The sequence below is a fragment of the Parapedobacter sp. GCM10030251 genome (genome assembly GCF_042666505.1).
Taxonomy (GTDB): Bacteria; Bacteroidota; Bacteroidia; order Sphingobacteriales; family Sphingobacteriaceae; genus Parapedobacter.
This window is the reverse complement of sequence record NZ_JBHTDN010000002.1, coordinates 479,269-493,065: the sequence shown is the minus strand read 5'-3', so window position 1 is coordinate 493,065 and position 13,797 is coordinate 479,269. Positions and strand designations below refer to the sequence as shown.

10 protein-coding genes are annotated in these 13,797 nt (G+C 47.8%); all 10 read left to right on the top strand.

Annotated features, from left to right (window positions below; translation table 11 throughout):
* Nucleotides 1–131 precede the first annotated feature (131 nt).
* The 10 genes from ACFQRK_RS07940 to cyoE all read left to right on the top strand — a co-directional run bounded on the left by ACFQRK_RS07940 (nucleotide 132) and on the right by cyoE (nucleotide 13,795).
* Entirely contained in the window at nucleotides 132–1,424 is a 1,293-nt protein-coding gene (locus tag ACFQRK_RS07940) for a c-type cytochrome (protein WP_379005346.1), read from the top strand.
* Between the two features lie 45 nt (nucleotides 1,425–1,469).
* Nucleotides 1,470–4,484 carry a TAT-variant-translocated molybdopterin oxidoreductase gene (locus ACFQRK_RS07935; RefSeq protein WP_379005344.1) on the top strand — a complete coding sequence of 1,005 codons (3,015 nt, stop codon included), beginning with the start codon at nucleotides 1,470–1,472 and terminating at the stop codon, nucleotides 4,482–4,484.
* A 22-nt stretch (nucleotides 4,485–4,506) separates the two neighbouring features.
* Complete coding sequence (nrfD, locus tag ACFQRK_RS07930; RefSeq protein ID WP_379005342.1) at nucleotides 4,507–5,988, top strand: NrfD/PsrC family molybdoenzyme membrane anchor subunit; 1,482 nt, start codon at nucleotides 4,507–4,509, stop codon at nucleotides 5,986–5,988.
* A 2-nt stretch (nucleotides 5,989–5,990) separates the two neighbouring features.
* Entirely contained in the window at nucleotides 5,991–6,527 is a 537-nt protein-coding gene (locus tag ACFQRK_RS07925; RefSeq protein WP_379005340.1) for a DUF3341 domain-containing protein, read from the top strand.
* Entirely contained in the window at nucleotides 6,520–7,143 is a 624-nt protein-coding gene (locus ACFQRK_RS07920) for a c-type cytochrome (RefSeq protein ID WP_379005338.1), read from the top strand. Before ACFQRK_RS07925 ends, ACFQRK_RS07920 begins: the two co-directional genes overlap by 8 nt.
* Before the next feature lie 20 nt (nucleotides 7,144–7,163).
* The gene (locus ACFQRK_RS07915; protein ID WP_379005336.1) at nucleotides 7,164–8,399 is read left to right on the top strand and encodes a quinol:cytochrome C oxidoreductase; all 1,236 of its coding nucleotides are present in this window, start codon (nucleotides 7,164–7,166) and stop codon (nucleotides 8,397–8,399) included.
* A gap of 88 nt (nucleotides 8,400–8,487) precedes the next feature.
* Nucleotides 8,488–9,792 (top strand): cytochrome c oxidase subunit II transmembrane domain-containing protein, encoded by a 1,305-nt coding sequence (locus ACFQRK_RS07910; protein WP_379005334.1) that lies wholly within the window; start codon nucleotides 8,488–8,490, stop codon nucleotides 9,790–9,792.
* Between the two features lie 32 nt (nucleotides 9,793–9,824).
* Nucleotides 9,825–11,720 (top strand): cbb3-type cytochrome c oxidase subunit I, encoded by a 1,896-nt coding sequence (locus ACFQRK_RS07905; protein WP_379005332.1) that lies wholly within the window; start codon nucleotides 9,825–9,827, stop codon nucleotides 11,718–11,720.
* A 6-nt stretch (nucleotides 11,721–11,726) separates the two neighbouring features.
* On the top strand, nucleotides 11,727–12,779 hold the full coding sequence (locus ACFQRK_RS07900; protein ID WP_379005330.1) for a heme A synthase: 1,053 nt from the start codon (nucleotides 11,727–11,729) through the stop codon (nucleotides 12,777–12,779).
* A gap of 125 nt (nucleotides 12,780–12,904) precedes the next feature.
* On the top strand, nucleotides 12,905–13,795 hold the full coding sequence (gene cyoE, locus ACFQRK_RS07895; RefSeq protein WP_379005883.1) for a heme o synthase: 891 nt from the start codon (nucleotides 12,905–12,907) through the stop codon (nucleotides 13,793–13,795).
* Nucleotides 13,796–13,797: the final 2 nt, after the last annotated feature.

Genomic DNA, 13,797 nt, shown 5'->3' with positions numbered 1-13,797 from the left:
AATTCGGTCATCCAATTGTCACCGATACGGCAATAAGTTATACTTTTGTGGCATTGTTAAAAGGGTGTAGTTCCGTTGATTCATAAAACCCATTTTTTTACGTTTATCATAATTTGTATAAAGTGCTCGATATGAGAAATATCTCATTAGTTTTTGGAAGAGTTGTCAGGCCGATATCCGTTGCGTTGGTGTTGTTGCTTGCGGTTTCTTCGTTGCAAGCTCAGGATGCGAAAGAAGGGGAAGCAATTTTCAAAGCGAATTGTTCCTCTTGCCATAAAGTGTTCGGTAAATTCTTGGGACCTGAACTGGCGGGAGTAAACGAGCGGCGCGACGAAGCTTGGTTGCTGAAATGGATTCACAATGCACCCGCGATGATCGCTTCGGGTGATCCCACAGCCCTGGAATTGGACGCCCAGTACCCATCAGCAGCGATGACGGCATTTCCGCAGCTTCAAGAGGGCCAGATCAAAAGCATTTTAGCTTATATAAAATCGGAGGAGGAAAAGAAAGCCGCTGGTGATGCAGGTGGAGGAACGACCGGTGGTGGCGGTAGCGGAGCAGCGGCTGGAAGTGGCGATGCCAACAATTTCATGATCATTGGCTTGGTAGCCGTGATTGCATTGGCGTTTCTTGTAATTCTCGTGCTAAACCGGGTAATCCGGACGTTGGAACGTGTCATAGCGAACAATAAGGACTTGATCCCTGAACCTGTAAGCGCTGACACAGCGGGCAAGGATTACCTCGGCAAATTAAAGAAACTTGCGAAGAACAAAAAGCTGGTATTTTTTACCGTATTGATGGTGGCCATTTTCCTTGGGTCAGCGGGTTGGAAAACCCTTTGGAATGTGGGGGTGCACGAAGGTTATCAGCCGGTACAACCCATTAAATTCTCTCACCAATTGCATGCCGGCGTTAACCAGATCGAATGCCAGTATTGCCATGGTGGAGCGTATAAATCCAAAAACGCTTCTATACCATCGGCCAACGTGTGTATGAACTGCCATAAGGCGATTACAGCCAGCGATAAATACGATGGCGAGTTATCTCCGGAAATCGCGAAGATTTACCGCGCACTGGATTATAATCCGGAAACCATGGAGTACGGCCCGAATCAACGTCCGATCGAATGGGTACGGATCCACAATTTGCCTGATTTTGCTTACTTCAATCACTCGCAGCACGTCGTGGTAGCCGGTGTAGAATGCCAAACTTGCCACGGGCCTATTGAAACCATGGCCGAAGTATACCAATACTCACCGCTTACGATGAAGTGGTGTGTGGATTGCCACCAGAAAACAGAGGTTAACCACGAAGGTAACGCTTATTACGATCAGCTGATCGCGGCACACGAGAAGTTGAAGAAGGGTGAGAAAGTAACCGCAGCTATGCTGGGTGGACTTGAATGCGGCAAATGCCACTATTAATTAAATACGTTATACAGACATACGCAATACTTAGATATAGCTTAAATGGATAGCAATAAGAAATATTGGAAGGGTTTGGAAGAATTGCAACAGACACCGGCTTTTGTAGAAAAAAGCAAAGGTGAATTTGCCGAACCGATTCCCGTAGAAGATGTTTTGAACGAAGCTGGCTTGAGTACCAGGACGCCCCGCAGGGATTTCCTGAAAGCGTTGGGGTTTGGTTTGGGGGCCGTGACTTTGGCAGCCTGCGAACGTACTCCTGTACACAAAGCGGTTCCTTACCTGATTAAGCCGGAGGAAATAACACCGGGAATCCCCAACTTCTATGCGTCCAGTTTCAAAGGGCAGAGCGTATTGGTCAGGACGCGCGAAGGCCGCCCCATCCTGTTGGAGGCTAACCCCTCGGCCGTAGGATTGAACTGCGGTACGGATGCTTCCGCGCAAGCCTCGGTATTGGACCTTTACGACACCTCCAAACTGAAAGGGCCGAAATTTAACGGCGCTGATATTTCCTGGGACGAGTTGGACACGCATGTGGTTACCGCCCTGGATGCAGCGCAAGCCGCTGGAAAGCAAATCCGGATCATTTCGTCGACCATCAATAGTCCTTCAGCAATCGCGGCAATCGCACGCTTTACCCAAAAGTATCCGAACGCCCGTTTAATTGAGGTGGATACGGTGTCTTATAGCGGTATCATCAAAGCCAATCAGAATAGCTTTGGTAAAGCCGTTGTGCCCCACTACCGTTTTGACAATGCGGATGTCATTGTCAGCGTTGCTGCCGATTTCTTGGGTACTTGGTTAAGCGGTGAGGAACATACCCAGCAATACATTGGCAATCGCGACTACAAAAGCCTTCAAAAAGGTAAGATGTCGCGCCACATTCAATTTGAAGGTGGAATGAGCCTTACAGGCACCAATGCGGATGTGCGTGTGGCCATTAAACCGTCTGAGGAAGGGCCGTTACTGATTGCCCTTTACAATGCGATCACGGGCAGCAATTTGCCGGGTGCGCTCAATGCAAATCAGAAAGCACAGACCGCTTTGAAGCTTGTTGTTCAGGAACTGCAACAAGCACGTGGGCGCGCGGTGGTGGTTACAGGGGCTAACGACGTCGCAATGCAGACGTTGACAAATGCCATTAACGTGGCGTTGCAAAGCTACGGTAGTACCATTGACCTGGATAATCCATCTTATCAATATAAAGGGGACGACGAAGCGTTCGCAGCATTCTTGGCCGAGGCAAACCGCGGCGATGTAGACGCGGCGTTATTTTTGGATAGCAACCCGTTATATAGCTACCCCAACGTGGCTGCTGTGAAAGAGGCGTTGGGTAAGATCAAATTCAAGCTGTCGTTTTCCGACCGGGAAGATGAAACGGCGTCGGAACTTGATGCCATCGCACCAAGCCATAATTTTTTGGAGTCCTGGGGCGATGCAAATCCACGTGGAGGTTATTATACGATTGTACAACCGACCATAAATCCCGTGTATAACACCCGTCAAGCCGAGCACAGCTTACTGTTGTGGGCGGGCGAGAAGACCGACTACTACACGTTTGTAAAGAACAACTGGGAGCAACAGCTTCTCGTTGGCAGCAGCAAAACGTGGAAGGATGTGTTGCAAACCGGATTTGAATTTAAAGGCGATCAACCTGCAACGGCCTATAGTTTCGATTTTTCAACGCTCGGCGCAATAGCGAATGCAATTACTTCCCAAAGCAAAGCGCTGGCCAAGGATGTTGAAGTGCAGCTGTATCAAAGCGTAGCGCTTAAAGACGGTAAACAAGGTAACAACGCCTACCTGCATGAATTGCCCGATCCGGTTTCCAAGGTGACATGGGATAATTACGCTGCGTTAAATCCAAAGTTTGCCGAATCGCTCGGCTTGGGTGAGAATAGCTTGGTCGAAGTGGCGGACGATAACGGCTATAAAATTACCCTTCCCGTACTCATGCAGCCGGGTCAGGCGATGGGAACTGTTTCTATCGCGTTGGGCTATGGCCGTACAAAAGTGGGCAAAGCCGGAAACGGCGTCGGGAAAAATGCGTATCCATTCGCAAAATTGGTAAACGGTACCCTGCAATTTAATACAACTGCCAAGCTTTCCAAAGCGGGAGGTACCTATGAATTGGCACAGACACAAACCCACCACACCATAGAGGGCCGGAACGTTATCCGCGAAACTACGTTTGCGAAGTACAAGGAGAACCCAGGTCACAATGCAGGCAGATGGACAGATTCGCACAAAACCTACGACCTTTGGAATAAATACGAGCAGCCCGGTCACAAGTGGGTAATGGCCATCGACCTGAATGCTTGTACGGGTTGTGGTTCCTGTATCGTGGCTTGTAACATTGAGAATAACATACCTGTCGTGGGTCGTGACGAAGTGCGCCGCCGCCGCGAGATGCATTGGTTGCGGATAGACCGCTATTATGCAATCGAGCAGAACGGTAACTCGTATACCAAGGAAGACGAGATCAGGGATCTTGACGATATGGAAAGCGTGTCGGTCGTACACCAGCCCATGATGTGCCAGCATTGCGAACATGCGCCTTGTGAAACGGTTTGTCCGGTACTGGCTACGGTACACTCGTCAGAGGGATTGAACCACATGGCATACAATCGTTGCTTCGGTACCCGTTACTGTGCCAATAACTGTCCGTACAAAGTGCGCCGGTTCAACTGGTTTAACTATTGGAACGATTCACGGTTCGACAATTACCTGAATAACGAGTTTACCCAATTGGTACTGAATCCGGATGTGGTTTCCCGCTCACGCGGAGTGATGGAAAAATGCTCCATGTGCATTCAGCGTATTCAAGCGGGCAAGTTGAAAGCCAAGATCGAGAAACGTCCGCTGAAGGATGGGGATATTACCCTAGCTTGCAGCTCGGCATGTTCGGCTAACGCAATCATCTTTGGCGATGCCAATGATCCGAATTCGGAGGTGTCCAAAGCATTGAAGAATGAACGGGTGTATTATGTATTGGAAGAAATCAATGTGCAGCCTGGTATTGGTTACATGACGAAGGTGAGAAATACGTTTGAGGCTTAATCAATTCTTGAAAAAATAGACTATGTCATCGCATAACGAATCAATATTAAGAGAACCCCTGGTAACCGGTAAGGACATCACCTATGCAAAGGTAACCGATGATATCCTGCTTCCGGTAGAAAATAAACCCAACAGGGCATGGTGGATCGGATTTACCTTGGCAGCACTGGGCGCATTGCTCTGGGTGTTTAGTGTGGGTTACACATTTTGGACAGGTATTGGCGCTTGGGGGCTCAATAAAACGGTAGGTTGGGCGTGGGATATCACGGACTTTGTGTGGTGGGTAGGTATCGGTCACGCCGGTACGCTGATCTCTGCCGTGTTATTGTTGTTCCGGCAAAACTGGCGGAATTCCATTAACCGTTCGGCAGAGGCCATGACGATTTTTGCCGTAATCTGTGCGGCTACGTATGTAGTTGCTCACATGGGCCGCCCCTGGCTGGCGTATTGGATTTTCCCGTTGCCCAACCAGTTCGGTTCCCTTTGGGTAAACTTCAATTCACCGTTGGTATGGGATGCTTTTGCAATTTCGACTTATTTTACCGTTTCATTGGTTTTTTGGTACTGCGGCCTGTTGCCGGATATTGCTTCGGTACGTGACCGGGCAGCCGGATTGAAGCGGCGTATTTATTCCATTTTATCTTTTGGATGGAATGGTTCGGTAAAGACTTGGCAGCGATTTGAGATTGTTTCCTTGATTCTCGCAGGTATTTCTACACCGCTGGTACTTTCGGTGCACACCATCGTATCCATGGACTTTGCAACGTCCGTAATTCCGGGATGGCATACGACCATCTTCCCGCCTTACTTTGTTGCAGGAGCTATTTTCTCCGGATTTGCCATGGTGCAGACCCTCTTGTTAGTGATGCGTAAGGTATTGAATTTCGAGAACTATATTACGATGTTCCACATCGAATCCATGAATAAAATCATCATGGTTACGGGTTCTATTGTGGGGATCGCTTATCTGACAGAATTGTTCATCGCGTGGTATTCGGGATCTGAATACGAAATGTACGCCTTTGCTAACCGGATTGCAGGTCCCTACTGGTGGGCCTACTGGACGATGATGACCTGTAACGTAATTTCACCTCAGTTGTTTTGGTTTAAGAAGATACGCACGAGTATTCCGATTTCGTGGGTGTTGTCCATCGTGGTGAATATCGGGATGTGGTTTGAACGTTTCGTGATTATCGTAACCTCGCTCCATCGCGATTACATTCCATCCAGCTGGGCCATGTTTTATCCGACTTGGACAGACGTTGGCGTGTTTGTCGGATCTATCGGCCTGTTCTTCACGTTATTCCTGCTGTTCCTGCGGTTCTTGCCCGGTATTGCGATCGCCGAGGTGAAATTGTTGTTGAAGAGCGCCAGTTTACAGCAGAAAACCAAACTGATCAAGGAAGGGCATCTCGATAAAGAGCAGGTGGAATTCTTTAGAAATTCACTGACCAAATACGATTCGGTGACGGAAAAGGAAATCAAGGAATTAGAAGTTAAGTAGCAATGAGTAATTTCAAGTATATCATCGGAAGTTTTGCAGATCCGGACGAACTGATGGACGGGATCGACCGGCTACAGGCCAATAACGTCAGCATTTATGATTGTTTTACGCCGATGCCCATTCACGGTATCGAAGCAAAGTTGGGCGTAAAGCCTTCCCGCCTTCCCATTGCCGCATTTTGTTTCGGGTTGTTAGGAGGATCATTGGGATTTAGCCTTTTGTATTATACGATGTTTTACGATTGGCCGATGAATATTGGTGGAAAGCCTGCATTGCCATTGCCGGATTTCGTGCCGGTGACATTTGAATGTACCATTCTAATCACGGCATTGGGTATGGTGGCTACGTTTTTCTATCGCAATCACCTGTTTCCAGGGCGTGCGCCCCGGGTAATGGACTTGCGTGCAACTGACGACCGGTTTATCCTGGCTGTCGACGCGAACGACAACACCGACCACGCGAAGATCGAGTCGTTGTTGAAAGAAGCAGGCGCTGTAGAAGTGAAGTACAATGAACGAAAATATGTTAGCTATGAATAAGATCAAACTTCTTGGCGCTGTGGGCACAGCGGTTGCAATTGCGGCCGTAGTTGCTTCGTGCGGTGATCAGACCACGCGTAGCAGGGGCTGGGAGTTTTCACGAAATATGTATGATCCTATCGGTTACAATCCCGATCAGCCGAATGCAAATTTCAAGGATGGAAAAACGGCTCAGATACCGCCCGCCGGCACAGTTCCGGTAGGGTTTGAACGCTTTCCCTATTCCGCAAGCAACGCCGATTACGAACGGGCTGGGGCCGAGCTGGTTAATCCACTTGCGCGCACGGAAGAAACCCTTGCACAAGGTAAGGCATTGTACCAGGTATATTGTGCAGTTTGCCATGGGCCTGAAGGACACGGCGATGGTCCCATTACCAAAGATCGGACGTTGGAGGCGGAATCACGGCAGCTAGAGAATTATCCTCCTCCGCCTTCGTATGCGCGATCCGATTCGATTAACTCATCACGGGGTGGACGAATGGCTGATTTGACCGACGGAAAGATTTACCATACGATCACCTATGGATTGAACATGATGGGGTCCCACGCATCACAGCTGTCACCCGAGGAACGTTGGAAAGTGGTTATGTATGTTAGGGAATTACAAAAGAATTAATATTATATCAGCTATATTAAATGGGAAATCATAGTCATCATCACGATTATAACTTCAGCGAGCAATTTACGTTCACGGGGAAAGCGAAGGTATTGAGCCTGGTTGCTTTAGCCGTAGGTGTTGTGGCAATCGCCATAGGCTTGCTTTCCAGCGACCACATTGTGGTGGAGCGGACCTACGCAAATCTATTGCTGATGGGGTATTATTTCACTTGTGTGTGTGCAGCGGGCGGTTTCTTTTTGGCCATACAATATGTAACCCAGTCAGGTTGGTCGTCAGGTATGATCCGGATTCCACAGGCCATGGCGAGTGTACTGCCGATCGCATCGTTGATTCTATTGGTGATCACCGCAACGGGATTGTTTTCACATAACTTGTATCACCATTGGTATGCAGAAGGGCTTACCGACCCGAATAGCCCTAATTATGATGCATTGGTGGCCGGTAAATCCGCTTTCTTGAACGCGCCCGGGTTTTTGATCCGCCAGGTTGTATTTATGGGAGCATACAGTATTTGCTCTTGGCTGCTGGCTAAGTATTCTTATCAGGAGGATCTCGACGGCGGACTTAATTCCTACAAAAAGAGCTTTAAATTGTCTGCGCTGTTTTTGGTGATCTTCGGATTTACTACGCCCATTTGGTCGTTTGATACCATCATGTCGTTGGAAGCTCATTGGTTCTCTACCATGTTTGGCTGGTACAATTTCGCAGCGATGTGGGTGAGTGGACTTTGTGTGATCACCCTGATTATTATTCTGTTAAAAAGATCAGGCTATATGTCTTGGGTGAATGAAAATCACCTGCATGACTTAGGGAAATTAATTTTCGGGTTTTCGATTTTTTGGACGTACGTATGGTTTGCCCAGTTTATGTTGATTTGGTATGCCAATATTCCAGAGGAAACCGTTTATTTCTATAAGCGTTGGGAGCCCGAATATAAGCCTTGGTTTTGGATAAATGTGGTGATTAATTTCGTGGCGCCTGTCTTGATCTTGGTTAACAGGGATTTTGTTCGGAATAGCAAAGTATTGGCCTTTGTGTGCGTATTGTTGTTGCTGGGCCATTGGCTGGATTATTACATTATGGTCATGCCCGGAACCGTTGAAACGCATCGCGGATTTGGATGGATTGAAGTGGGAACGGCGCTTGGTTTTGTAGGGTTGTTTGCATTCTTGGTGCTTAATAAATTAAGTAAGCATGCTTTGGCCCCTAACAAACATCCTTTCCTCGAAGAGAGTTTGCATCACCAGATTTAAGGTGATAGGTTGATGGGTAATATTAAAACACGGATAATCGTTATAAATAGAGATGGGCTTTATAAAAAGTAGTAAGTTTAAAACAGTTTTGATACTAGCATTCGTTGTGGGAATCACGCTGGTTGGCCACGCCTTTGCTCAGGAACTCGATACGGCAACGGCGGTGACGGCGGATACCACTGCGACGGATACGGCCGGTGCCCGTGAGGTTGCACCGGTTTCGCCCGACACGGTGACGGCATCTGTGCCCGCTGCGAAAGCGGACAAACCCGCGGCTGAATCAACGGCCGAAGCAGATGCTGGGGTGAACATCGATCCGCAGGTCTACAAGAATTTCTTTTATGGGGTATTGTTGATCTTTTTGATATGTGTGCTGGTGGGTGTGATTGGCAAGATTCTGCAGGTGTATGAGCTGACCAGGCGGATGAATGGTAAGGACACTACGTATTATTTATCTAACTTCAATGCCGTACTGTTTTTAGTCGCGTTGATATTGGGGTTGTATGGTGTGTATTGGTCTTACGTACACCATGGTGGCCAGTCGTTTCGCGAAGCCGTCACGGAGCATGGTAAAGACATTGACACCATGTTCATCATTACGACCATCATCTGTACGATCGTATTGGTGGTTATGCACATCGGCCTTTTTTCTTTTGCCTACTTATACCGCGCTCGTCCTACACGGAAAGCGTACTTTTACCCGCATAACAACACGATCGAAAAAATCTGGACGATTACGCCTGCCATTGTTTTGACAGTTTTGGTGTTGTTTGGATTTTTTACCTGGCGGGGGATCACCAACGTGCCGGAAGAGGACCAGAAAAATGCACTGCATATTGAGGTGGTAGGGGAGCAATTTACGTGGACGGTTCGGTATCCGGGTCGGGACGGTCAATTGGGTGAACGTAATTACCGACTCACAACGCCCTTGAATAGCCTGGGTATGGATTTTAATGACAAGAAGAACTGGGATGACCAATTGGGATCCGAAATCGTGCTGCCGGTAAATAAGCCGGTACGTGTACAGATTGGTTCAAAAGATATTTTGCATAGCTTTTATATGCCGGATTTCCGTGTACAGATGAATGCGGTGCCGGGTATGAAAACGTATTTTCAGTTTACACCGACCGTCACAACGGAAGAGATGCGCGATCGGTTGGGTGACTATAACTACGATTATGTGATGCTTTGCGCGAAGATTTGCGGTGGGGGGCATTACAATATGCAGAAAAAAGTTCGGATCGTGACGGAAGAAGAATATCAAGCGTGGCTTAACGAACAGCCCTATTTCTTTACAGAAGATCTGAGGAAGGAATTTAAAGTGTCGCAAGCGGCAGACGAAAAGTCTACTGCCGATAAGTTGCTGGCAAACGTGGCGAACGTACAAGAATAGGGATTGAGGAATAACGTATTTAATACACAGATATGTCAAGTATAGCAAGCGTAGGTACGCATAATGTGGATCACCATGGTGACCATGGGCATCACCATGAATCATTTTGGACTAAATATGTGTTTAGTCAGGATCACAAAATGATTGCTAAGCAGTTTTTGATTACCGGTATTGTCATGGCGGTTTTCGCCATGATCTTATCAATTTTGTTTCGGATCCAGCTTGCGTGGCCCGACAAAGAATTCCCCATTTTGGAGGTCTTTCTGGGAAAATGGGCCGAAGGTGGTCGTATCAATCCGGAGTTTTTCCTGGCATTGGTTACCATACATGGTACCATTATGGTCTTTTTCGTGCTAACTGCCGGACTTAGCGGTACATTTGCCAATCTATTGATCCCTTATCAATTAGGGGCGAGGGATATGGCGTCACCCTTTATGAACATGCTGTCGTACTGGTTTTTCTTTGCGGCTTGTGTTATTATGATTTCCTCTTTCTTTATTGAAAGCGGTCCGGCAAGTGCGGGTTGGACCATTTATCCACCCCTGTCGGCGGTACCGAAGGCCATCAGCGGCTCTGGGTTGGGTATGACGCTGTGGTTGATCAGTATGGTGTTGTTCATTGCCTCTCAGGTACTCGGGGGTACGAACTATGTCAGTACGGTATTGAACATGCGGACCAAAGGTATGGATCTGTGGAAAATGCCATTGACCATATGGGCATTGTTTCTGACGGCTATCGTAGGTCTTTTGTCATTCCCCGTTTTGGTGTCGGCCGTGGTACTCCTCATTTTTGACCGGAGTTTCGGCACCAGCTTTTATTTGTCAGACTTGGTCGTACAGGGGCAGATCTTACCCAACGAGGGAGGAAGCCCGATTTTGTTCCAACACTTGTTCTGGTTTTTGGGACACCCCGAGGTATACATCGTATTGATGCCGGCACTCGGCCTTACGTCAGAGGTAATCTCTACCAATTCACGTAAGCCCATCTTTGGTTATCACGCCATGGTGTATTCACTGATCGGTATTACTGTACTTTCGTTTATCGTTTGGGGGCACCACATGTTTGTAACGGGCATGAATCCCTTTTTGGGCGGGGTGTTTATGATTACCACCTTGATTATCGCAGTTCCCTCTGCTGTGAAGTCGTTTAACTATTTGGCGACGTTATGGCGCGGAAATATCCGGTTTACACCCGCCATGCTTTTTGCCATCGGCATGGTTTCCTTTTTCATCTCCGGTGGATTAACAGGCCTTTATTTAGGTAACTCGGCGTTGGATATCAATCTGCACGACACCTATTTTGTCGTAGCCCACTTCCACTTGGTAATGGGATCGGCGTCCATATTCGGAATGCTTTGCGGGGTATACCATTGGTATCCCAAAATGTTTGGCCGGATGATGAACGAGAAATTGGGGTACCTGCATTTTTGGCTCACCTTTGTCGGGGCATACTTTGTGTTCTTCCCCATGCACTTTATGGGAATCGACGGGGTTCCCCGCCGCTATTACGCTTTCACCGAATTTCCGTTTATGGAAAAGTGGATATCGGTGAATGTGTTCGTTACTTGGTCAGCTATCATTGCCGGCTTAGGACAGATTGCCTTCATTTGGAATTTCTTCGCTTCGATGCGTACCGGTAAAGTGGCTACCCAAAACCCTTGGGGCTCGAATACTTTGGAGTGGACTACACCGGTGAAACACATCCATGGAAACTGGCCGGGTGAGATTCCGACCGTTTATCGTTGGCCGTATGACTATAGCAAGCCTGGACATCACGAGGATTTTATTCCGCAGACAGTTCCATTTTCGGAGACAATGAGTTCGAACCTTCCGCACGATTTTGAGGGGAACGTGGAAGCCGAACGTATACAGCGGGAGTGGGAGTTGGCGAATAGTGCCAGCGTCGAGCCCGAAAGAGAGAAGGAGTAATAACGGATGTTTCCGCCTGCTGAGAAGAGGTTTTTATGGGTCAACAAGATCACGATCGTTTCGTTGTTTGTGTTGATACTGGCAGGTGGAGTTGTACGCAGCACCGGATCAGGTATGGGATGTCCGGATTGGCCCAAGTGCTTTGATCGGTTGGTGCCGCCTACAGATGCTTCCCAGTTACCTCCGGGCTATGAAGAAAAGTACATTGCTGGAAGAAAAGCGAAGAATGAACGGTTTGCGGCCACGCTGGAACGATTTGGACAGACGGAACTGGCGGATCGCATACGACATGACGAAAGCATTCTTCAGCATGAAGAGTTTAATGCAGCGAAAACATGGACGGAATACGTCAATCGGCTAGTAGGGGCCGTTACAGGCGTGTTGATTTTAGGCTGCGCCATTTTTTCGGTAACGTTCTTTAAAACAAAACGATCCATTTTTATATGGAGTGTCGTTAATGTGGTGGCTGTTGGGTATCAGGCGTGGCTAGGATCGATCGTGGTGTCTACCAATTTAATGCCTTGGATCATTACGGTGCACATGTTGTTAGCGCTGGTTATTGTTGGAATCAGTATTTATACGTATTTCAAAGCGCGTTCGTTGCGCGACAAGGACCTGCTAATCAACCACACCTCAAGCGGAATAAAGTGGTTGGCGGCTATTTCACTGCTCCTGATCGTTGTTCAGGTGGGTGTCGGTACCGGGGTTCGGGAGGAAATTGATTTGATTTCGGATCCAACCCGCGGATTGGATCGGAGCCAGTGGTTGGAACAGCTGAGTGGGGTGTTTGACATGCATCGTACGTTGGCGTTGATATCGGCAGTCGTGATTGTGCTGCTTTTCTTCGTCGTCCGTTCACGATTTGCTCCCAGTACACATCAAAGTCGGTTTACCAACCTGTTGTTGCTGCTGCTCCTATTGCAGATGATAAGCGCAGGTGTGCTGGGATATTTTGATGTCCCTCCGTTTGCGCAGACGGTACACTTGGTGTTAGCAAGTTTGTTGTTTGGCACGCAATATTATTTGATGCTTTTGTTAGGGAAGGTGACGTGGAAGTAAATTTGATAAGGGAAGGTTAGTAAATGAAAATATCGAATCAGAATATATCGTCTGGAAAAGTAGGGGGGAATGTCGCCGTGCACAAGTCAAGTAAGGGGCATGTGTGGGGTGAATTTACGTCATTTATGGCGGATCTTAAGCAGCTGGTGAAAATCCGGCTCACAATGACCGTCGTACTTTCGGCTTCGATCGCTTTCCTGATCGGTAGTAAGCAGCAAGGGGATATCAATTGGCTTCATTGGCTCATTTTGACGGCGGGTGGATTTTTGGTTACCGGATCTGCAAACGGGTTTAACGAGATCATAGAGCGCGATCTGGATAAGTTGATGAAACGAACAGCGGACCGGCCGATTCCGGCAGGCCGCATGACCACCGGACAGGCGCTGGTACTGAGCTTGCTGATGGGGATTGCAGGTACTTATACATTGGTGACGCTCAATTTCGTTGCGGGGTTGTTATCTGTATTCTCTATATTATTGTATGCGTTTATTTACACACCGCTTAAACGGAAGTCGCCGATAGCGGTATTCGTCGGCGCGTTTCCGGGTGCTCTGCCGCCGATGATCGGTTACTATGCGGCATTCAGTCAAAACGACCTGGCTTTCTATAGCCAACAAAACGCCGCGGCTATTATCGTCATTCCCCTGGTGTTGTTCTTGATCCAGTTTATCTGGCAATTTCCGCATTTTTGGGGCATCGCTTGGGTGCTGGACGAGGATTACAAACGGGCGGGATTTCGCTTGTTGCCCACTATGAAGCGTGATAAGGTGTCCGCATTCCTGGTGCTTTTGTCAACACTTTTGATGGTACCCGTAAGTTTGTTGCCTTATTATTTCGGCTTTGGGGGGATCGTGGTATCACTGGTTTCTGTTGCGGGCGGACTTTTGTTCAGCTGGTACGGATTGAAATTATTTTTACAGCGTGATTTGGCAGCAGCACGTAAAGTGATGTTTACCTCGTTTTTTTACCTGCCGTTGATCCAGTTAATATTACTATTTGATTTTAATGCGTTATGATC

Bases quoted from the DNA above. Each gene is read 5' to 3' on its own strand.
- nrfD (WP_379005342.1), top strand. From the start codon at position 4,507: ATGTCATCGCATAACGAATCAATATTAAGAGAACCCCTGGTAACCGGT.
- cyoE (WP_379005883.1), top strand. From the start codon at position 12,905: ATGGCGGATCTTAAGCAGCTGGTGAAAATCCGGCTCACAATGACCGTC.
- ACFQRK_RS07935 (WP_379005344.1), top strand. From the start codon at position 1,470: ATGGATAGCAATAAGAAATATTGGAAGGGTTTGGAAGAATTGCAACAG.
- ACFQRK_RS07940 (WP_379005346.1), top strand. From the start codon at position 132: ATGAGAAATATCTCATTAGTTTTTGGAAGAGTTGTCAGGCCGATATCC.
- ACFQRK_RS07925 (WP_379005340.1), top strand. From the start codon at position 5,991: ATGAGTAATTTCAAGTATATCATCGGAAGTTTTGCAGATCCGGACGAA.
- ACFQRK_RS07920 (WP_379005338.1), top strand. From the start codon at position 6,520: ATGAATAAGATCAAACTTCTTGGCGCTGTGGGCACAGCGGTTGCAATT.
- ACFQRK_RS07905 (WP_379005332.1), top strand. From the start codon at position 9,825: ATGTCAAGTATAGCAAGCGTAGGTACGCATAATGTGGATCACCATGGT.
- ACFQRK_RS07900 (WP_379005330.1), top strand. From the start codon at position 11,727: ATGTTTCCGCCTGCTGAGAAGAGGTTTTTATGGGTCAACAAGATCACG.
- ACFQRK_RS07915 (WP_379005336.1), top strand. From the start codon at position 7,164: ATGGGAAATCATAGTCATCATCACGATTATAACTTCAGCGAGCAATTT.